This window comes from Phytoactinopolyspora alkaliphila (genome assembly GCF_010550695.1).
GTDB lineage: Bacteria > Actinomycetota > Actinomycetes > Jiangellales > Jiangellaceae > Phytoactinopolyspora > Phytoactinopolyspora alkaliphila.
Window position 1 is genome coordinate 458,006 of sequence record NZ_JAAGOB010000003.1, and the last position, 19,017, is coordinate 477,022.

20 protein-coding genes and 1 rRNA gene are annotated in these 19,017 nt (G+C 67.9%); 16 read left to right on the forward strand and 5 right to left on the reverse strand.

Annotated elements, in window-relative coordinates:
• Nucleotides 1-26 precede the first annotated feature (26 nt).
• Both phoH2 and G1H11_RS08090 read right to left on the reverse strand, forming a co-directional pair.
• On the reverse strand, nucleotides 27-1,373 hold the full coding sequence (gene phoH2 / locus G1H11_RS08085) for an RNA 5'-3' helicase PhoH2 (protein ID WP_216843562.1): 1,347 nt from the start codon (nucleotides 1,371-1,373) through the stop codon (nucleotides 27-29).
• Between the two features lie 251 nt (nucleotides 1,374-1,624).
• Nucleotides 1,625-2,386, reverse strand: coding sequence for an isoprenyl transferase (locus tag G1H11_RS08090; protein WP_163817772.1), 762 nt, complete (start codon nucleotides 2,384-2,386; stop codon nucleotides 1,625-1,627).
• A gap of 169 nt (nucleotides 2,387-2,555) precedes the next feature.
• Between G1H11_RS08090 and trhA the strand changes: the two genes are divergently transcribed.
• A complete protein-coding gene (gene trhA / locus G1H11_RS08095) occupies nucleotides 2,556-3,242 on the forward strand; it encodes a PAQR family membrane homeostasis protein TrhA (RefSeq protein ID WP_163817774.1) in 687 nt (228 codons plus the stop codon).
• A 151-nt stretch (nucleotides 3,243-3,393) separates the two neighbouring features.
• Nucleotides 3,394-4,251, forward strand: coding sequence for a hypothetical protein (locus G1H11_RS08100; RefSeq protein WP_163817776.1), 858 nt, complete (start codon nucleotides 3,394-3,396; stop codon nucleotides 4,249-4,251).
• 65 nt (nucleotides 4,252-4,316) lie between these two features.
• On the opposite strand, the gene G1H11_RS08105 is transcribed toward G1H11_RS08100, so the two are convergent.
• A complete protein-coding gene (locus G1H11_RS08105; RefSeq protein WP_163817778.1) occupies nucleotides 4,317-5,000 on the reverse strand; it encodes a spermine/spermidine synthase domain-containing protein in 684 nt (227 codons plus the stop codon).
• Between the two features lie 286 nt (nucleotides 5,001-5,286).
• On the opposite strand from G1H11_RS08105, the gene G1H11_RS08110 reads away from it, so the two are divergent.
• The 11 genes from G1H11_RS08110 (at nucleotide 5,287) to G1H11_RS08160 (ending at nucleotide 14,830) form a co-directional block, all read left to right on the forward strand.
• On the forward strand, nucleotides 5,287-6,531 hold the full coding sequence (locus G1H11_RS08110) for an extracellular solute-binding protein (protein WP_163817948.1): 1,245 nt from the start codon (nucleotides 5,287-5,289) through the stop codon (nucleotides 6,529-6,531).
• Entirely contained in the window at nucleotides 6,528-7,487 is a 960-nt protein-coding gene (locus G1H11_RS08115; RefSeq protein WP_425501192.1) for a carbohydrate ABC transporter permease, read from the forward strand. The genes G1H11_RS08110 and G1H11_RS08115 overlap by 4 nt, the downstream gene beginning before the upstream one ends.
• Nucleotide 7,488: 1 nt before the next feature.
• On the forward strand, nucleotides 7,489-8,334 hold the full coding sequence (locus tag G1H11_RS08120; RefSeq protein ID WP_163817780.1) for a carbohydrate ABC transporter permease: 846 nt from the start codon (nucleotides 7,489-7,491) through the stop codon (nucleotides 8,332-8,334).
• Nucleotides 8,335-8,363: 29 nt separating this feature from the next.
• Nucleotides 8,364-9,554 (forward strand): ABC transporter ATP-binding protein, encoded by a 1,191-nt coding sequence (locus G1H11_RS08125; RefSeq protein WP_163817783.1) that lies wholly within the window; start codon nucleotides 8,364-8,366, stop codon nucleotides 9,552-9,554.
• A 124-nt stretch (nucleotides 9,555-9,678) separates the two neighbouring features.
• A complete protein-coding gene (locus G1H11_RS08130; protein WP_163817785.1) occupies nucleotides 9,679-10,308 on the forward strand; it encodes a DUF1707 domain-containing protein in 630 nt (209 codons plus the stop codon).
• Complete coding sequence (locus G1H11_RS08135; RefSeq protein WP_163817787.1) at nucleotides 10,305-11,021, forward strand: DUF1707 SHOCT-like domain-containing protein; 717 nt, start codon at nucleotides 10,305-10,307, stop codon at nucleotides 11,019-11,021. Before G1H11_RS08130 ends, G1H11_RS08135 begins: the two co-directional genes overlap by 4 nt.
• 126 nt (nucleotides 11,022-11,147) lie before the next feature.
• A complete protein-coding gene (locus tag G1H11_RS08140; RefSeq protein ID WP_163817790.1) occupies nucleotides 11,148-11,552 on the forward strand; it encodes a TOBE domain-containing protein in 405 nt (134 codons plus the stop codon).
• A complete protein-coding gene (modA, locus tag G1H11_RS08145) occupies nucleotides 11,549-12,364 on the forward strand; it encodes a molybdate ABC transporter substrate-binding protein (protein WP_163817792.1) in 816 nt (271 codons plus the stop codon). The genes G1H11_RS08140 and modA overlap by 4 nt, the downstream gene beginning before the upstream one ends.
• A gap of 17 nt (nucleotides 12,365-12,381) precedes the next feature.
• Nucleotides 12,382-13,155: an ABC transporter permease gene (locus G1H11_RS08150; RefSeq protein WP_163817794.1), complete on the forward strand. Its 774-nt coding sequence runs from the start codon at nucleotides 12,382-12,384 to the stop codon at nucleotides 13,153-13,155.
• Nucleotides 13,152-14,204, forward strand: a complete 1,053-nt coding sequence (locus G1H11_RS08155; RefSeq protein WP_163817796.1) for a sulfate/molybdate ABC transporter ATP-binding protein — start codon at nucleotides 13,152-13,154, stop codon at nucleotides 14,202-14,204. The genes G1H11_RS08150 and G1H11_RS08155 overlap by 4 nt, the downstream gene beginning before the upstream one ends.
• A 98-nt stretch (nucleotides 14,205-14,302) precedes the next feature.
• On the forward strand, nucleotides 14,303-14,830 hold the full coding sequence (locus G1H11_RS08160) for a DUF4245 family protein (protein WP_163817798.1): 528 nt from the start codon (nucleotides 14,303-14,305) through the stop codon (nucleotides 14,828-14,830).
• A gap of 50 nt (nucleotides 14,831-14,880) precedes the next feature.
• Here G1H11_RS08160 and G1H11_RS08165 read toward each other — a convergent pair whose 3' ends face one another.
• Nucleotides 14,881-15,087, reverse strand: a complete 207-nt coding sequence (locus tag G1H11_RS08165; RefSeq protein ID WP_163817800.1) for an exodeoxyribonuclease VII small subunit — start codon at nucleotides 15,085-15,087, stop codon at nucleotides 14,881-14,883.
• 62 nt (nucleotides 15,088-15,149) lie between these two features.
• Between G1H11_RS08165 and G1H11_RS08170 the strand changes: the two genes are divergently transcribed.
• Entirely contained in the window at nucleotides 15,150-15,992 is an 843-nt protein-coding gene (locus tag G1H11_RS08170; RefSeq protein ID WP_163817802.1) for a sugar phosphate isomerase/epimerase family protein, read from the forward strand.
• Nucleotides 15,993-16,036: 44 nt separating this feature from the next.
• Here the strand turns inward: G1H11_RS08170 and xseA are convergent, their stop codons facing one another.
• The gene (xseA, locus tag G1H11_RS08175; RefSeq protein ID WP_163817804.1) at nucleotides 16,037-17,269 is read right to left on the reverse strand and encodes an exodeoxyribonuclease VII large subunit; all 1,233 of its coding nucleotides are present in this window, start codon (nucleotides 17,267-17,269) and stop codon (nucleotides 16,037-16,039) included.
• A gap of 29 nt (nucleotides 17,270-17,298) precedes the next feature.
• Between xseA and G1H11_RS08180 the strand changes: the two genes are divergently transcribed.
• Nucleotides 17,299-18,267 carry a 4-hydroxy-3-methylbut-2-enyl diphosphate reductase gene (locus G1H11_RS08180; RefSeq protein ID WP_163817806.1) on the forward strand — a complete coding sequence of 323 codons (969 nt, stop codon included), beginning with the start codon at nucleotides 17,299-17,301 and terminating at the stop codon, nucleotides 18,265-18,267.
• 674 nt (nucleotides 18,268-18,941) lie between these two features.
• Nucleotides 18,942-19,017, forward strand: a 16S ribosomal RNA gene (locus G1H11_RS08185); the annotation flags it as partial.

A 19,017-nucleotide genomic window follows, 5' to 3' on the forward strand; every position in this document is an offset into this window, starting at 1 on the left:
GGTGACCAACACCGGCGGGGTTGGGGCTAGGTGACGGAGTTCTGTTCCAGCATCTCAGTGACCAGCGCCGCGATCGGGGAGCGCTCGGAGCGTGTCAGCGTGATGTGCGAGAACAGCGGATGGCCCTTGAGCTTCTCGACCACGGCCACCACGCCGTCGTAACGGCCGACTCGCAGGTTGTCGCGCTGGCCGACATCGTGCGTCAGCACCACCCGGGAGTTGCCGCCGATCCGGGACAGGACTGTCAGCAGGACATTGCGCTCCAGGGACTGAGCCTCGTCGACGATGACGAACGCGTCGTGCAGGGACCGGCCGCGGATGTGCGTGAGCGGCAGGACCTCCAGCATGTCCCGTTCGATGACCTCATCGATCACATCCTGGGTGGTGAGCGCTCCGAGGGTGTCGTAGACCGCCTGTCCCCAGGGGTTCATCTTCTCCGACTCGTTGCCGGGCAGGTAGCCGAGATCCTGACCCCCCACGGCGTAGAGCGGACGGAAGACGATCACCTTCTTGTACAGGCGCCGTTCCAGCACCGCGTCGAGGCCGGCGCACAACGCCAGCGCCGACTTGCCGGTCCCGGCCCGGCCGCCCATGGAGACGATGCCGATCTCTTCGTCGAGCAGGATGTCGAGCGCGATCCGCTGCTCGGCGGAGCGACCGTGCAGGCCGAACGCCTCCCGGTCACCGCGAACGAGGCGGACCAGCTTGTCCGGCGTCACCCGGCCGAGGCCACTGCCGCGCTCGCTGTGCAGCACGACCCCGGTGTGGCAGGGCAGGTCGCGAGCTTCCTCGATGTCGACGGTGCCGTGCTCGTAGAGCCCGTCGAGGACGGACCCAGATATCTCCAGCTCCACCATGCCGGTCCAGCCCGACTCGACGACGGCCTCGGCGCGGTACTCCTCGGCTTGCAGGCCCACCGACGACGCCTTGACCCGCAGCGGCAGGTCCTTCGAGACGAGGACGACGTCGGACCCGTCGCCGGCCAGGTTGAGCGCGACGGCGAGGATGCGCGAATCGTTGTCACCAAGCCGGAACCCGGCAGGCAGCACCTCCGGGTCGGAGTGGTTGAGCTCCACCCGCACCGCACCGCCGTCCTCTCCGACGGGGATCGGCTCGTCCAGGCGGCCGTGCTCTATGCGTAGTTCATCGAGGAGGCGTAGCGCGTTTCGTGCGAAGTAACCGAGTTCGGGATGGTGCCGTTTTCCCTCCAGTTCGGTGATCACGACGACAGGCAGGACCACGTCGTGCTCGGCGAAGCGCAGGATCGCGTAAGGGTCCGCGAGCAAGACGCTGGTGTCGAGAACGTAGGTAATGCGCTGCGCCGCAGATCGGCTCGGGCGATGACGACGAGTGTGAGTCCTGGAATCGGCCACGTCCGTCTCCCCTTGGCGTCTGAGCGCACCCTGACTACTCAGACGTCCTTGTCGCGTGAAGGACCGGGACCGGGCCCAGCGGGCCGGGTGCCGGCCCTCCCTTCGCGCCATGAGTTCAGCACGTTGGACGGGCCTCCCGGACGGCTGGCTTCCCCACCAACCGTCACGATCAAGCGTACATCGTGGCGGATCTCACGGACCCGGACACGCCAGAACGTCCGGTTAACAATGGGTTGCGGCGTTGAGCCGCCTCACTGGCCGTAGCGCCGTTCGCGCTCGCCATAAGAGCGCAGCGCACGCAGGAAGTCCACGTGCCGGAAGTCCGGCCACAGCGCTTCACAGAAGTAATACTCGGAGTTCGCGCTCTGCCACAGGAGGAATCCGGACTGGCGCTGCTCGCCGCTGGCGCGGATCACCAGGTCGGGATCGGGCTGGCCCTTGGTGTACAGGTGGCGGGCAATGTCCTCGGCGGTGATGGTCGCGGCCAGCTCTTCGAGGGGGGTGCCCTTCTCGGCGTGCTCCTGCACCAGGGCGCGCACGGCGTCGGCGATCTCCTGCCGTCCGCCGTAGCCGACGGCGACGTTCACGTGCATGTCCTTGACGTCCCGGGTGGCGTCGGCGGCTTGCTTGAGGACGGTGGCCGTCCGGTCCGGCAGTACGTCCAGTGCACCCACTGGGTGAACTCGCCACCGCCCGGCGCTCGCGAGGTCCTTGATCAGTCCTTCGATGATGCCGAGCAGCGGTACGAGCTCGTCCTCAGGGCGGCGGAGGTTGTCCGTGGAGAGCAGGAACAGGGTGACGACGTTGATGTCCAGCTCGTCGCACCAGCCGAGGAACTCCTGCGCCTTCTGGGCGCCGGCTTGGTGTCCGCTCGCGGTAGGTGCCCCGAAACCTCGCGCCCAGCGGCGATTGCCGTCGAGGATCACCGCGACGTGCCCGGGACGGCGTGCGGGATCGAGTTGCCGCTGGAGGTTACGGCCGTAGAGTCGGTAGATCACATCCGACAGGCCCATGACAGCGTGTCCTCCTGACCGTCCTCGCGAGTGTGCTCGGTGCCCCGGACGAGAAGACTACCGCTATCCGGCGCCCACTCGCCGCTGTGGCGCAGGCCACGTACCGCCAGCGAGTTTCCCGTCATTGTGATGGACGCCGACGGCGGGGTTGTGGTTTACCGTGGAGGTCATGTCGTTCGACGCGCCGTTGCGCGACGCCCTCTCCGCGGTGAAGCCGAAGCTGCGTGGCTGGCTGCACATCGGCACGTTCCCGGTGGCCGTGGTGGCGGGGCTGATGCTGGTGGCCATGGCGCCGTCCAGGACCGTCCGGATCAGTGCCGCCGTGTACACAGTGACGGCAGCCCTGCTGTTCGGGATCAGTGGTGTCTATCATCGCGGCCGCTGGTCTCCGAGGGTTCGGGAGATGCTCAAGCGTCTTGACCACGCGAACATCTTCTTGATCATCGCTGGCACGTATACGCCGTTCACCCTGCTCATCCTTCCGGCCGACGACGCTCGTCTGCTGCTCGGACTGGTGTGGGGCGGTGCATTGCTCGGCGTGGCCTTCCGGGTGTTCTGGCTCGGTGCTCCCCGCTGGCTGTACGTGCCGATCTACATCGCTCTGGGCTGGGCCGCGGTCTTCTGGCTGCCCGAGTTCGCGTCGTACGGCGGCGCGGCCGTGGTGACGCTGATCATCATCGGTGGGCTCATGTACACGGCGGGTGCGGTGGTGTACGGAGCGAAGAAGCCCGATCCGTGGCCGCGCTGGTTCGGCTTCCACGAGATCTTCCACGCGTTCACCCTGGCCGGGTTCGCCAGCCACCACGTGGGCATCTGGCTCGCCGCCTTCGGCGTCGGGACGATGGCCGCGACATAGCCCTCCCCATGATCATGAGGAGGTGTCCAGGCCGGGCCGGTGGCCCTGATCTTTTCGACGCTCGAGTTGCCTCTGTCGGATCGGTGGCTAGCTGTGTCCGCTGTGGGCCGAGAGCAGGGAACCGATGGGGCGGGCCCGGCGTCGAATCACCATGGCAGATCGTCCGCGGCGGCTGACCGCCACCATCGCTTTCGTCAGCGTGACGTTGCTGTTCGCGGCCGCGTGCGGAGATGAGGCTGCTCACGTCACCACCGGCTCTGGAGGCGAAGACCCGGGTGCTGGCGCCCAGAGCACGAGCGCGGGGCAAGCACCCGCTACGCCTGGCGGCGCGCCGTCGATGGACGACCTCGTCGTCTCATGCGGTGCAGTGCAGTTCGACGAGCTCCCGCCCGATCCGTCGTCGTTCCCGTCCCTCGGTGATCTGGCTGATCAGATCGATTTCAGCGTGGCTGAAGGCGAGCGCGAGTTCTTTAAAACCCACGATTGGTATGTCGCTGCCGAGGCCGACGACGAGCTGGTGCTCTTCGGTATCCCGCACGAGCCGCATGCCGAGGATTGGGACTGGAACCCGCTGTATGCGGACGCCGTGTTCGATCGCGAGGGCAACACGTGGGTTCCGTCGGGTTGGGGTCAGTGTCAGGTGTCGGTCGAGGCGGCCGGCTGGGGCAACGCACGGTTCATCCTGGATCCGGACATCGAGCCTGACCCGGAGGTGAACTCGATCGCCGTTCAAGCCTGGGAGATGGACTGCACGAGCGGGAAGGCGCCGGAGGGCCGGAAGATCGAGTCTGTCGTGAGTGAGGACGACGCGAAGGTGACGATAGTCGTTCTGGTCGAGCCGGACCCCGGGCCTGCGACGTGCCCGGGCAATCCGAGCTTCCCGCTGGAGATCGAATTAGCCGCGCCGCTCGGTGACCGGACGGTTGTTGATGCGAGTGTCCATCCCGCACTGGAGCGCCCGTGGCCACCGACGGAGTGGAGCTTGAGCACCGACGGCACCCGGGAGTGATCCGCCCGACCCCCCCCATGATCATTGGCGATCGTCCACCCTATGAGGGGGGTGATCGTCAATGATCATGGGGAGGGGCGCTCTGCGATGTAGATGTAGTACTCGATCTCACGCCCCTCACGGGGAACGGCGCGCACCAGTTCGGTGACGTCGCCGACGACGTCGGCCAGGACCGCGGCAAGCTCGGGAGCCGGCGCCGCTGACCAGACCGCCAGCAGTCCGCCGGGAGCCAGTGCCCGGGCCGCCGCGCGGAGCGACGGGCGTTCGTAGACGGCCGCGTTGGCGTCCCGTACGAGAAAGCCGGGTCCGTTGTCGACGTCGAGCACCATCGCGTCGTAACCGGCCTCCGGCGCGGACTGGAGCGTATCGCGGACATCACCGACGATCACATGCGCTCGCGGGTCGGTGAGGAGCACTGCCGCGCCGGGGACCAAGCCGGCCCGCAACCACTCGACCAGAAGCGGCTCGAGCTCGACGGTGTCGACCCTCTCCACTCGCGGGTCGGCGAGAAGGGCGGCGAGGGTGAAGCCGAGGCCGAGACCGCCGACCAGGATCCGGCGCGGTGAACCGTGCCGATCGAGCAGCGCGTCGGCCAGAAGCCGTTCGGTGGACGTCTCGGCGGTGTCCATGATGAACGTGCCGTTGACGATCAGCTCGTAGACGGGTGCCCCCTGGCCGGCTCGGCGGCGCAGCGCCACCTCTCCGGCGGTGCCGTCGCCGCGCGCGATCATTTCGGGTGGTTCGTGCACTCGTCTACCGTAGGCCAGCCGCTATGGCGCCGGCTCGCTCGGCACAGCGGACGTCCACCCCGCCCAAATCGCCGGTCGCAGCAGGTGCTGACGGCCAGAGCCTCCGATGATCATGAGAGACGGTGATCGAGAAATGCTTGGCCAAAGGCATGACTTGGCGTAACGTGCCAGACAGTCGTCGCCCCGGTGTCGTGGCGGACTGCCCCTCTCCGGCAGCGGCGGACGGAACGCTGATGGGGAGGCTAGTGTGGGCCAGCGCAAGATCGCTGCCGTGGCCGTCATCGCCATGACCGCCCTGATCGCATGTGGCGGGGACGACGGGCCACCGACACTCACGTGGTACATCAACCCAGATGACGGCGGTCAGGCCGAGATCGCCAGCCGCTGTACCGACGAGGCAGACGGCCGATACCGGATCACTACGTCGCTGCTGCCCCGCGAAGCGACCGCACAGCGCGAACAGCTCGCGAGGCGCCTGGCGGCCAATGACAGCTCGATTGACCTGATGAGCCTGGATCCGCCGTTCATCCCGGAGTTCGCCGAGGCGGAGTTCCTCGCCGAGATCCCGGATGATATCGCCGAGTCGGTCACCGACGGCGTGGTCCAGGGCGCCATCGACGGCGCCAGCTGGCGCGACCAGCTCGTCTCGGTCCCGTTCTGGGCGAACACGCAGATCCTGTGGTACCGCAAGTCCGTGGCCGAAGAAGCCGGGCTGGACCCGGAGAACGAGCCGGTCACGTGGGAGCAGATCATCGAGGCCGCCCGAGACCAGGAGAAGTACATCGGCGTCCAGGGGATCCGTGCCGAGGCGCTGACCGTGTGGATCAACGCACTGGTCGCGTCCGCGGGCGGGCAGATCCTGACGAATCCGGAGGAGGACGTCGAGAACCTGGAGATGGGCCTCGAGACCGACGCCGGCCGGGCAGCGGCCGAGATCATGCAGACGATCGGCCGGGAAGGCCTCGGTGGACCTGGCCTGTCCAATCAGGATGAAGCGGGGGCCATGCTTCAGTTCCGCGGCGACCGGGGCTCGTTCATGGTGAACTGGCCGTTCGTCTGGGCGGCCACCAACGCCGCGGTCGACGAGGGCTCCGTGGACCAAGAGGTCCTGGACGACATCGGCTGGGCGACGTACCCGGCGACGACGGAAGGCGAGGAGGCCCGGCCCCCCTACGGGGGCATCAACATCGGCATCGGCGCTTTCACCGAGCACCCCGACGAGGCGATGGAGGCTGTGCAGTGCATCGTCTCGCCGGAGAACCAGGCTTTCTACTTCGTCAACGACGGTAACCCGGCCGCGCACGTCGACGCCTACGACGATCCGGAAGTCCAGGAGGCCTTCCCGATGGCGGACGTGATCCGGGACTCCCTGGAGGCCGCCGCGCCGCGGCCCCAGACGCCTTACTACAACGAGGTCTCCACCGGCCTGCAGACCACCTGGCATCCGCCGGCGTCCGTGCAGCCGGACTCGTCGCCCGAAACGGCGACGGACCTGATTCTGGCGGTGCTGCGAGGGGAGAGGCTGCTGTGAGTACCACACAAGACGTGCCGACCGGAAAGGTCACCAGCACCGCGCCTCCAGCCGGGCTCAGCGACCGCGCGCGCAGCGAACGCCGCCTCGGCTGGTGGCTTGCCGGTCCGGCGTTCGTCGTGATGCTGCTGGTCACGGCGTATCCCATCGCCCAGGCGTTCTATGAGTCGCTGTTCAAGTACCGGCTCACGGATCCGGACGCTCGCGAGTTCAACGGGCTCGGCAACTACGCGGTGATCCTGACCGATGGCGTCTGGTGGCAGGCCGTCGCCGTCACGGTGCTGATCACCGTTATCACGGTGGCGGTCGAGGCGGTCCTCGGGTTCGCGCTGGCGCTGGTGATGCATCGCGCCCTGTCGGTGCTGCGGCCGGTGCTGCGCACCGCGATCCTGGTTCCGTACGCGATCATCACCGTCGTCTCCGCGTTCGCGTGGCTCTACGCGTTCGACATCAACACCGGGTTCGTCAACCAGTGGTTCAGCTGGCTGCCCGGCATCAGCGAGGACACCAACACGTTCGGCAGCTTCGGGCCGTCGGTCACGGTGATCATCCTCTCCGAGATCTGGAAGACGACGCCGTTCATCTCGCTGCTGTTGCTGGCGGGCCTGGCACAGGTTCCTGAAGACCTGCAGGAGGCCGCCAAGGTCGACGGTGCCACGTGGTGGCAGCGGATGTACAAGGTGACCATCCCGAACATGAAGGCGGCGATCATGGTGGCGCTGCTGTTCCGGACGCTGGACGCGTTCCGGCTCTTCGACAACGTCTTCATCATGACGCAAGGGGCGAACAACACCGAGGTCGTCTCGTTCCTCGCCTATAGACAGACGATCAGCCGGCTGGAGATCGGGCTCGGCTCGGCCGTCTCCGTGCTGCTGTTCCTGAGCGTGGTGCTGATCAGCGTCGTCTTCATCAAGCTTTTCAAGGTCAATCTCGCCAGCGCGAGGGGGGAGGGCTGACATGGACGACCAGAGAAGCACCCGGCAGAAGGTGCTGTGGTGGGTGGCCGGTGCCGCGGTGGTGGTGTACGCGCTCTTCCCCGTGGCCTGGATCTTCTCACTGTCCCTCAAGAGCTCCGCTGACCTGGGAAACCAGCAGTTCCTCCCGACCAGCGTGGTCTGGGAGAACTACGAGATGATCCTCGCGGGCGACGCGCAGTCGCTGTTCCTCTCCGGGCTGCGCAACTCGATCGGCGTCTCGCTCATCGCGACGTTCATCGCCGTCGTGCTCTCTACGTTCTGCGCGTACGCGATCGCGCGGCTGGACTTCCCGGGCAAGCGGGTGATCCTGACGACGGCGCTGGCCGTGGCGATCTTCCCGGTGATCTCGATCGTGACGCCGCTGTTCAACCTGTGGCGCAACATCGGTCTCTACGACACCTGGCCGGGTCTGATCATTCCTTACCTGTCCCTGACGCTGCCCATCTCGATCTGGACTCTGTCGGCGTTCTTCCGGCAGATCCCCTGGGAGCTGGAACAGGCCGCGCAGGTGGACGGCGCCACCACATGGCAGGCCTTCCGCAAGGTGATCGTTCCTCTGGCGACGCCCGGTGTGTTCACCACGGCGATCATCTCCTTCTTCATCGCCTGGAACGATTTCGTCTACGGCATCTCATTGACATCGACCGAGTCGGCGCGGCCGGTGCCCGCGGCGCTGGCGTTCTTCACCGGTGCCTCGCAGTTCGAGGAACCGGCCGGCGCCATCGCCGCGGCCGCGGTGATCGTGACCATTCCCGTCGTGGTGCTCGTGCTCTTGTTCCAGCGGCAAATCGTGTCCGGCCTGACTCAGGGCGCGGTCAAGGGTTAGGGCGACTTCTTTAAGCACAGGAGGCTCGGATGGCTGCCATCACAATGAACAACATCATCAAGAAGTACGGGGACGGCTTCCCAGCGGTCAACGACGTCAGCCTGGACATCGCCGACGGCGAATTCATGATCCTGGTCGGCCCGTCGGGCTGCGGGAAGTCGACCCTCCTGCGCATGATCGTCGGGCTTGAGGACATCACCAGCGGTGAGATGCTCATCGGTGGGGAGCGGGTCAACGAGAAGGCCCCGCGGGACCGCAATCTGGCCATGGTCTTCCAGAACTATGCGCTCTACCCGCATCTCACCGTCTACGAGAACATCGCGTTCCCGCTGCGATTGCAGAAGACGTCTGACACGGAGGTCAAGGAACGGGTGAACCAGGCGGCTGAGCTGCTGGAGCTCACCGAGCACCTGGAGCGCAAACCCGCCAACCTGTCCGGTGGCCAGCGCCAGCGAGTCGCGATGGGGCGCGCGATCGTCCGCAACGCGCAGGCGTTCCTGTTCGACGAGCCGCTGTCCAACCTCGACGCCAAGCTCCGTGGTCAGATGCGCACGGAGATCTCCCGGCTGCAGAAGCGTCTCGGCATCACCACGGTCTACGTCACCCACGACCAGGTGGAGGCCATGACACTCGGGGACCGGGTGGCGGTGCTGCGCAAGGGCCTGCTCCAGCAGGTGGCGTCGCCGCGGGAGCTGTACGAGAACCCGGTGAACCTGTTCGTGGCCGGCTTCATCGGATCCCCGCCGATGAACTTCATCCCGGCCACGGTCGGCGAGGACGCGCTGCACACACCGTTCGGCGATGTGACCCTGCCGGAGTCGCGCTCGGTGGATCTCGCGGGCAAGGACGTGGTTCTGCTCGGCGCCCGCCCGGAGTCGTTCGAGGACGCGGCGGTGGTGTCCGACACTGTCCGTGACCACGGCCTGACGTTCGACGCCAACATCGACGTCATCGAGTGGCTCGGCAACGAGCAGTACGCCTATGTGCCGTACGACGCGCCGGAGGACATCCGCAACCAGCTGGCCGAACTGGAACGGGAGCTCGACAGCGAGGCGATGCGTACCCAGCTCGTCGTCTCGCTCGACGCGACCAGCCGGATCGAGGAGGCCAGCGTGTCGGCGCTCTGGTTGGACCTGCGGAAAGTGCACGTGTTCGACCCGTCCACCGGCGAGAACCTCACGGCCCGCACGGCAACGCAGAGCACGTCGGCGCCGGCCTGACCGCACCGCCGGGGCGGGTCACCGGGGAACGTCCCCGGCGAGCTGGGCGAGTCCTCCCGCGCGCGGCGGGATTAGCCGGCCTGGGCCCTCGTGTCCCCGGCCGCTGCGTTGCTAGTGTCAGCGTGTGACCGAGAGTCGAGACGAACGCGCATTGCGGGCTTCAGATTCCGACCGCGACCGGGTAGCGGACCGGTTGCGGGAGGCTGCGGCCGAGGGCCGGCTGAGCCTTACCGAGCTGGACGAGCGGATCGATGCCCTTTACGCCGCCAAGACCTACGGCGAGCTCGACCAGGTGGTCGAGGACCTGCCAGGTGTGGCCAGCGGCTCCGGTGTCTCTCCGCCCGCGGTCACGGCGGAGCGCCGTCCCACGGGGCGCCGTCCCACGGGGCGCGTCGGCGGCCGAGCCGGGTCGCGAGTGTCCAAGGCGGTATTCAGCGGCCTCCAGCGCCGCGGTCGGTGGGTGGTGCCGGAACGGTATTCGGTGAAGGTGGTCTTCGCCGGCGCGGAGCTGGACCTGCGCGAGGCACAGCTCGAGGCCGACGAGGTCGAGATCGACGTCAAGGCCGTCTTCGGCGGCGTCGCCATCACGGTGCCCGACGACGTCTACGTGACCGTCGACGTAGCGGGCGTGTTCGGAGGGGCCAACGACGCCGCGAGTCTCCAGCAGCCACCCGACGGTGCCCCCGTTCTGCGAATCACGGGCAAGGCCGTCTTCGGCGGCGTGGACGTGCGCAGAAAGCCCGCGACCTCATGACCGACGAAACGCCGGACGCGCGGCGACCCGCGAAGAACGAGTTCCCCACTGTGCAGAGCCCGGCGGACCTTCGCTGCTCCGACGTAGACAGGGAACGGGTGGCTGAGGCGTTGCGCCAGGCAGCCGGTGACGGCCGGCTCACCCTGACCGAGCTGGAAGAGCGCCTGGACGCCACCTTCCAGGCCCGCACCTACGGTGACCTGCAACCGATCACGCGTGACCTGCCACAGGGACCGTATCCGATCCCCGGCGGGACATCGGTGCCCCAGCCCTGGGCCGCGCGGCCGCCGGCGTCGCGGCCCGCGTCGTCGCCGGTACCGGCACCGGACTACCGTCCGGGAACGCCGGTCGCCAAGGAGCAGATCAACGCGATCCTCAGCGAAGAGAAGCGGACCGGTAGGTGGGAGGTCCCGGCCCGCCTCGACGTGGTGCCGATCCTGGGCAGCGTCGAGCTCGACTTCACCGAGGCCGTCGTGCGCTCGCCAGAGGTGGAGATCCGGCTGGGCGTGGCGCTGGGCAGCGTGACGATCATCGTGCCGGAAGGCATCGATGTGCGAATGGACTCCATCACCAATGTGCTCGGCGAACGGAAGATGAAGCTCGACGCGCCGGTCACCCCCGGAGGGCCGATCTGCCGGATCAGCGGATTCGTCCTCCTGGGCGAGGTCACGGTCCGCCCGCCGAAGAAGAAGCGGTTCGGCAACGGGAACTGATACCGCCCTGCACGAAATACTGGCGCGAAGTGCTCGCCGAGGTGGCTCCGGTTTTGGTGCCCGTCTTCCGTGTTCGCGGACGAGAATCCGTTCACCTTCTGCATGTGCGGATGTATCCTCACCTTTATGCCGCATTTTCGTATCTCTGAGGCGGCCCGCCTGCTCGGAGTCAGCGACGACTCGGTCCGGCGCTGGGCCGACAACGGCCGGCTGAGGCTCGTCCAGGACGACACGGGACGGATGGCCGTCGACGGTGCCGAGCTCGCGCGGGTGGCGAAGGAGCTGGTGCCGGCAGAGTCGGCACTGCCGGCGCCTCGCGAGTCTGCTCGCAACCACTTTCCCGGCCTCGTCACCGCCGTTCACAAGGACGGGATCATGGCACAGGTGGAGATCCAGGCCGGCCCGCATCGAGTGGTCTCCCTGATGAGCCGGGAAGCGGCGGAGGAACTCGGGCTCGAAGTTGGCGTCGCCGCGATTGCGTCGATCAAGGCGACCAACGTCGTCGTCGATCTTCCGCGAGGCCGTCCGTGACGGGAGTCCGTACGGCCATCGTCGTCCTGGCCGGTGTCGTCGTCGCGCTCCTCGGGTGGTCGTGGCTGGGGGGCGGCGACGACGGGAGCGACGACGCCACCGGCGGCGACGTGAGCGCCGACGACGACGGACGCCCGGCCGGTACGGTGACCGTGCTGGCAGCGGCGTCGCTGACCGAATCCTTCACGCAGATCTCGGACGAACTGGCCCGGAGCCATCCGGAGATCGAGATTGTGCTGTCGTTCGGCCCGAGTTCGCAGCTCGTGGAGCAGGTCCTCGCCGGCGCGCCGGTCGACGTGCTCGCCACCGCGGACATGGCCACCATGGCGAAGGCTGCTGACGCCGGTGTCCTCGATGGTGAGGCGACCGTCTTCGCGGCCAACACCCCCGCCTTGGTCGTTCCCGCGGGCAATCCGGGCGGCGTGGCCGGCCTGTCCGACCTCGAGCGAGAAGACCTGCGCGTGGCCGTCTGCGAGCCGCATGTGCCGTGCGGTGCGGCGGCGGAGCGGCTCACCACCCTGGCCGGCGTCGAGCCGGTGCCGGACACCCTGGCCACCGATGTGAAGGAAGCCCTCGCGCTCGTCACGCTGGGCGAGGTGGATGTCGCGTTGGTCTTCCACACCGACGCGGTCTCGGCCGGCGAGGCGGTGGAGGTCGTCCCGGTGGAGGAGGCGGAGTCGGTGGTCAACGACTATCCGGTGGCCGTCCTCGAGCGGGCACGGCAGCCCGCGGCGGCACGAGCTGTGGTCGAGGCCGTCACCGGTGAGATCGGCCGGCGCGTGCTCACCGAGTCGGGGTTCCTGGTGCCGTGAGGTCAGCCGACATCCGGATGCCGCCAGTGCTTGTGGTACCCGCGCTGGCGGGGCTGGCACTCCTGCTCCTGCCGATGGCCGGGCTGGCGTGGCGCGCTCCCTGGGGACGGCTGCCCGGCCTGCTGACGGCGGACCATGTCCTGACGGCACTGCGGCTGTCGCTGACGACGGCGACCCTGGCGACGGTCCTCGCACTGATCATGGGCATTCCGGTCGCGTGGATGCTGGCGCGGGACAACGTCCGCGGCCGTGGAGTGCTGCGCGGGCTCGTCACGGTGCCACTCGTCCTGCCGCCCGTCGTCGGCGGTATCGCGCTGCTGGTGGCGTTCGGCCGCCGGGGCGTCGTCGGCGGGTGGCTGGAGCAGACCTTCGGGATCAATGTGCCGTTCACCACCGTCGCGGTGATCATGGCACAGACGTTCGTCGCGATGCCGTTCCTCATCATCGCGGTGGAGGGCGCCTTGCGCGGTGCCGACAGCCGATACGACCAGATCGCGGCCAGCCTCGGAGCGTCCCCGTGGACCACGTTCCGGAGGGTGACCCTTCCCTCGGTCGCGCCGAGCGTGGTCGCCGGCGCGATTCTGTGCTGGGCGAGGGCGCTGGGTGAGTTCGGGGCGACGATCACATTCGCGGGGAGCCTTCCCGGGACCACACGCACCCTGCCACTGGAGGCATACGCGGCTATCGGGGCAGGTGACACGGATACCGCGCTGGTGCTGAGCGTGATCATGGTCGCCGTATGCGTCACGGTCCTGGTTGCCCTGCGCGATCGGTGGGTGCGGGCGCTATGACCGGATTGGCGGCGTCGGTGGTGGTGGAACGCGGCAGCTTCATCCTGGACGCGGAGCTCCGTGTCCAGCCGGGCGAGGTCGTGGCGCTGCTCGGTCCGAACGGCGCGGGGAAGTCGACTCTGCTGGCGGCACTCGCGGGCCTGCACCGACCGGTCCGAGGCCTGGTGAAGCTGGGCGATACAGTGCTCGACGAGCCGGCCTCCGGCGTGCACGTGCCGCTCCGCGACCGCCAGGTGGGCCTTGTCGTCCAGGACTACCTGCTGTTCCCCCGGATGAGCGCGGTTGAAAACGTGGCGTTCGGCCTGCGTGCGCGCGGCGTGGCGCGGGCGATGGCGCGGGAACGAGCGCGCGAGTGGCTTGGGCGCATGGACGTGGCCGAGCATGAGCGCCGGCCGCGCCAGCTCTCCGGCGGACAGGCGCAGCGGGTGGCGCTCGCCCGGGCGCTGATCGTGGAGCCTGCACTGCTGCTCCTGGACGAGCCGCTGGCCGCCCTGGACGCCGGCACCAGGCCGAGAGTGCGTGCTGAGCTGCGACGCCACCTGGCCGCCTACGGGGGATGCACGCTGGTCGTCACCCACGACCCCCTGGAGGCCATGGTGCTGGGCGAGCGCATCGTCGTCCTGGAGAACGGCCGGGTGGCGCAGGCGGGTACGCCGGCCGAGGTGGCTCGGCATCCGCGAACCGACTATGTGGCCCGCCTGGTGGGCCTCAACCTGCTGCGGGGCAATGCGACGGGCAAGGCGGCGCGGATCGCCGACGGTCTGACGGTGACGCTGGCACATGAGGTGCACGGTCCTGTGCACGTGACCTTCCCGCCCGCGGCGGTCACGCTCAGCCCGCGCCGGCCCGACGGTTCCGCGCGCAACGCGTGGTCCGGAACAGTCGAGGACCTGGAGGTCCACGGCGATCTGGTCCGGGTGAGCGTCGGCGGGCCGGTGCCCCTCCTCGCCGACGTCACTCCGCTGGCTGTGGCTGAGCTGGGACTGGCTCCGGGCACCCCGGTCTGGGCGTCGGTGAAGGCCACTGAAGTGAGCGCCTATCCCAGGTGAGGGGTCCCTGGCTGCTGTCGAGCCGGGCGACGGCCCAATGCGCCGGCAAGGGGAGGGGCCACGAGCCTTGAGGGTTGCCGTCCTGAGATGATGAGTCCGTGGCCGGTAGAACCCGAGGTAATGAGACCACCGGTGACGTGATCCGTACGCTGGTGATCTTTCTGGGCCTGCTCGCTCTGGTGGGCGGCTTCTTCGCCATGAACCGGCCCGGCCCCTCGTTGCCTGACGAGGTCGACTACGAGAGCGTCGTCGACGTGGTGCGCGAGCAGTACCCGTACCCCGTCGTCGCGCCCGTGGCGGTGCCGGATGCCTGGCGGGCCACCAGCGTCGACCATGGTCAGGAGCTGGGTGGCCACCGGTGGCGGGTCGGCTTCCTGGTGGACGGCGAGCAGTTCGTCGGTCTCGAGCAGATGGACGGCGAGATCCAGGCGTACCTGCTGGACCGGCTGCGCGACTTCGACGAGGACGGCACCAGCAGGATCGGTGGCGACACGTGGGAGCGCCGCCTGGAACGCGACCGGTCACCCGACCGGGCGCTGGTCCGGGTGGAGAGCGGCGTAGTGACCATCGTGCGCGGAACCACCGGCTACGACACGCTCGAAGAGTTCGTCACCTGGCTGGAGTGACGCTCGTGGTCGTCGCGCGACGAAGCCCGGTGGACATCACCCGGGGGCGCTCACTCCGGCGTCGTGTCCGGCGTGGTGACCGCTTCCAGCTTGCTGCGGGCACCTTCGAGGTACCGCTCGCAGAGGGCGGCCAGGTCCTCGCCACGTTGCCACAGGTTCAGCGACTCCTCGAGGGTGGTGCCGCCGGCCTCGAGCTTGGCGACGATTTGGACAAGCTCGTCCCGGGCCGCTTCGTAGGTGGGCTCACCGTCGCTCATGTGCGCACAACTTACCAGCCGGACGCGGGTCCGTACCGGCCGGCGGACAGGGAACTGACCTGATGGCCGGTCGCCTGCCGGGACCTGAGGCGCGATGGGCGTTCTCGACCCTGGGCTGTTCGGGTGCCTCGTGGGACGAGCTCGCGGCGCTCGCCGGACGGCACGGCTTCGAGGGGCTCGAGCTTCGTGTCGCCGACGACGAGCCGCTCCGGATCGGGCTGCCCGCGCACGAGGCGAAAGTCGCGGCCCGCAGGCTGGCCGGCGCGGGGCTGAGCGTCGTCGCACTGAATACGTATGTGCGCCTGTGCGCGCCGTTCGAACCGGACGAGCGGCGCGATCACCAGTCGAGGCACCTGTCCGCGCTGGTGACGCTGGCACAGGGGGCCGGCGCGTCCGGCATCCGCGTCTTCATGCGCGACGACGACGCGTCGCCGGGGCCGGGGATGACCGCCGGAGAGGAACGCGCGCTGCGCCGGATCGTGGCCGTGACGGGCCAATGCCGCGAGGCAGGCATCCGCATCTTCGTGGAGACCCACGACTCGCATTCCCGGGGCGACCGGACGGCGCGGTTCTTGTCCTCGCTCGACCGTCATGTCCCCGGCCACCCGTGTGAGGTCGTGTGGGATGCGGCCCACTCGTGGTCCCACGGCGAAGATCCCGCGGAGACCTTTGAGGCGGTGGCACCGTGGCTCGCATACGTCCAGGTGAAGGACATCCGCGCGGCGGACGACCCAGTTCCGGTGATGATCGGTGAAGGAAGCTATCCGATCGACCGGCTGATGATCACCTTGGCGGCCGCGGGATGGCGAGGGTGGCTGTCCTTGGAATGGGAGCGCAAGTGGCATCCGGAGCTCCCGGCGCTGGATGCGGCGCTCGCGCGGGTGCGGGAGTGGGTGCGAAGCTAACGAGCTTGTGCTTGGCCCGCGGCGGTTTCCGGGACCGGCAGCTGTCATTCGGCAGTGGCGGGATCCGACGCCGTGGCGGGAAACTCGCCGCCGGCGACGAGGATCCGCAACGTTTCACCGGCCGCGACGTCGTGGGGATCGCGAACCACCGCACTGTCGGCGGAGTCGGCGTGCTGGACCACCGCGTAGCCTCGCTCCAGGGTCGCGGCCGGGGAGAGCGCCCGGACCCGGGCCCGTGTGTGGGTGACCTCGTCCGCTGCGCGATCGAGCAGGTGGCGTACAGTCCGGCGGGTCCGTTCACGGAGCCGGTCCAGTTCCTCGGCCCGGATCCGGATACTGTGCGCGGCGTCGGCGAGCGCGGGTCTGGACCTGGTGGCGTCGAGCCCGGCCTGCTCACGGTCGATCAGCTGCCGCACGCACGCGCGCAGCCGCTGGCGCGATTGCCGCACGCGGAGCAGCTCCTCCGAGACGTCAGGCACCACGCGCTTCGCGGCATCGGTGGGTGTCGAAGCCCGGACGTCGGCGACGAGATCCAGCAGGGGATTGTCGCCTTCATGGCCGACCGCGCTGACCACCGGCGTCCGCGCCGCCGCGACGGCGCGCAGCAACGCCTCGTCCGAGAACGGCAGCAGATCCTCCACAGAACCACCGCCGCGAGCGATGATCACCACGTCAACCTCGGCATTGTTGTCGAGGACGCGCAGCGCCTCCATCACCTGGCCGGCCGCAGACGGGCCCTGTACGGCTGCGGCCTCCACCTGGAAGCGCACGCCGGGCCAGCGGCGGCGGGCGTTCTCCACGACGTCGTGCTCCGCCTTCGAATCGCGGCCGCAGATCAGACCGATCACCCGTGGCAGGAACGGTAAGGCCCGCTTGCGTTCCACCCCGAAGAGGCCTTCGGCGGCGAGAATCCTCCGAAGCCGTTCCAGGCGGGCGAGAAGCTCGCCCAGACCTACCGGCCGGATCTCGGCCGCCGCGAGCGACAGGGTGCCCCGTGTGAAGTACCACGAGGGCTTGGCGTGTACGACGATGCGGGCGCCGTCGCCGATCGGGGCGTCGATCGCGTCGAGCACCCTGGTGGGGCAGGTGACTTGAAGTGAGACTTCGGCGGCTGGATCGCGCAGGGTCAGAAACGCCGTCTGTGTGCCCGGCCGCCGGGACAACTGTGTCACCTGCCCTTCGACCCAGATCGGTCCCAGCCGGTGGACCCACTGGCCGATGAGCTGGGATACCACGCGGACCGGGGCCGGCTTCTCCGCGGACGTGTCGAGCGCCATAGTCCGCACCGTACCGCTCGGCGCCTACGATGGAACGCATGACTGCTCAAGGACGTGTCCTCTTGGCCGCCCCCCGTGGATACTGCGCGGGAGTGGACCGAGCGGTCGTGACGGTCGAGAAGGCACTCGACCATTACGGTCCGCCGGTCTACGTCCGCAAGCAGATCGTGCACAACCGGCACGTGGTCGAGACCCTCGAGAAACGCGGAGCCATCTTCGTCGAGGAACTCGAGGAGGTGCCCGAGGGAGCCTTGGTGGTGTTCTCGGCGCACGGCGTGGCGCCCATGGTCCACGACGAAGCGGCGGAGCGCGGGCTGCGCACCATCGACGCCACCTGTCCCCTGGTGACCAAGGTTCACAACGAGGCACGACGCTTCGCCAAGGAAGACCTGGACATCGTTCTGGTCGGCCACGAGGGCCACGAAGAGGTCGAAGGGACCGCGGGGGAAGCGCCCGAGCACATCCAGCTGGTCCAGAGTCCGGCCGACGTGGCGAACGTCGACGTGCGGGATCCGTCGCGGGTGGTGTGGCTCTCGCAGACGACGCTCTCCGTCGACGAGACATACGAGACGGTGACCAGGCTCCGGGAACGCTTCCCGGATCTGATCAATCCGCCCAGCGACGACATCTGTTACGCGACACAGAATCGCCAGGTCGCGGTCAAGGAGATCGCCGCCGAGTCGGAACTGGTTCTCGTGGTTGGCTCGGCCAACTCGTCCAACTCGGTCCGCCTGGTCGAGGTAGCGCTGGACGCGGGAGCGGACGCCGCACACCGGGTGGACAACGCCTCAGAGATCGACGAAGCCTGGCTGGATGGTGTCACGACCGTCGGCCTCACCAGCGGCGCGTCCGTGCCGGAGGAGCTGGTTTCCGGCGTCGTGACCTGGCTCGCGGAGCGCGGCTTCCCCACGGTCGAGGAACATCGGACCACCGAGGAGTCGCTCATCTTCTCGCTTCCGCGCGAGCTACGCCAGGGCCTCAAGACTCCTCCCGCGTAGCCATGACCTGCTGGTTCGGCTATGCGTTGCGCTCGACTGGAGGAGCGTGGCTCGCCGGCTGCCCAGCAGATTTGACTCGGTGCCCGCGAAGTCGTAAGTTTCTCTAGGCCCACGGGGTGCGGGACGCCGGGATCGGCGGCCGGACCGTGAGAGCCCACCCGTCTGACAACCATGCGAAGGCACATGAGTGCCTGAGCTTCGCTGTCACACGGACATCTTGCGGCAGCAAGCTACGGCCACGTGTTCCGCTTTCGGGCGTGACACAGTCGGAGCGAGATGGTGTAAGATACAAGAGTTGCCCGGCAAGCGGATCCGCAAGGATTCATGCGGCGGCGATTCGGACTAGATCCGAATTTGACGCTGAAGGCCAGGAAATTCTAAAGTAGAAACAACGAAGAAGCGCCCCAGGTGAAACTCGAAAGAGATTTAGCCAGGAAAGCGTCCGATTCTTGAGAACTCAACAGCGTGCCAAGTTTGAATGTTGATGCCAATTGTTTGTTTGGCCTCGTTTTGCGGGCTTGTGCTCCTTTTTGGGGTGTGGGTTCGTGAGGTTATTTTCCTTTGGTAGAGCAGCAGGCCTCTTGTTTGTGGGGGGTTTGTTGTTTTGCTGGGATTGTTTTTCTTCTTTTGGTTTGGTGCCTTGCCCTTTTGTGGGTGGGGTGTCTATATGAACCTTAATGGAGAGTTTGATCCTGGCTCAGGACGAACGCTGGCGGCGTGCTTTACACATGCAAGTCGAGCGGAAAGGCC

Excerpts from the sequence above, each read along its gene's own strand:
- G1H11_RS08090 (WP_163817772.1), bottom strand. The coding sequence starts at position 2,386 with ATGGGCCTGTCGGATGTGATCTACCGACTCTACGGCCGTAACCTCCAG.
- trhA (WP_163817774.1), top strand. The coding sequence starts at position 2,556 with ATGTCGTTCGACGCGCCGTTGCGCGACGCCCTCTCCGCGGTGAAGCCG.
- G1H11_RS08100 (WP_163817776.1), top strand. The coding sequence starts at position 3,394 with ATGGCAGATCGTCCGCGGCGGCTGACCGCCACCATCGCTTTCGTCAGC.
- G1H11_RS08110 (WP_163817948.1), top strand. The coding sequence starts at position 5,287 with ATGACCGCCCTGATCGCATGTGGCGGGGACGACGGGCCACCGACACTC.
- G1H11_RS08120 (WP_163817780.1), top strand. The coding sequence starts at position 7,489 with ATGGACGACCAGAGAAGCACCCGGCAGAAGGTGCTGTGGTGGGTGGCC.
- G1H11_RS08125 (WP_163817783.1), top strand. The coding sequence starts at position 8,364 with ATGGCTGCCATCACAATGAACAACATCATCAAGAAGTACGGGGACGGC.
- G1H11_RS08135 (WP_163817787.1), top strand. The coding sequence starts at position 10,305 with ATGACCGACGAAACGCCGGACGCGCGGCGACCCGCGAAGAACGAGTTC.
- G1H11_RS08140 (WP_163817790.1), top strand. The coding sequence starts at position 11,148 with ATGCCGCATTTTCGTATCTCTGAGGCGGCCCGCCTGCTCGGAGTCAGC.
- G1H11_RS08150 (WP_163817794.1), top strand. The coding sequence starts at position 12,382 with ATGCCGCCAGTGCTTGTGGTACCCGCGCTGGCGGGGCTGGCACTCCTG.
- G1H11_RS08155 (WP_163817796.1), top strand. The coding sequence starts at position 13,152 with ATGACCGGATTGGCGGCGTCGGTGGTGGTGGAACGCGGCAGCTTCATC.
- G1H11_RS08165 (WP_163817800.1), bottom strand. The coding sequence starts at position 15,087 with ATGAGCGACGGTGAGCCCACCTACGAAGCGGCCCGGGACGAGCTTGTC.
- G1H11_RS08170 (WP_163817802.1), top strand. The coding sequence starts at position 15,150 with ATGGCCGGTCGCCTGCCGGGACCTGAGGCGCGATGGGCGTTCTCGACC.
- xseA (WP_163817804.1), bottom strand. The coding sequence starts at position 17,269 with ATGGCGCTCGACACGTCCGCGGAGAAGCCGGCCCCGGTCCGCGTGGTA.
- G1H11_RS08180 (WP_163817806.1), top strand. The coding sequence starts at position 17,299 with ATGGAACGCATGACTGCTCAAGGACGTGTCCTCTTGGCCGCCCCCCGT.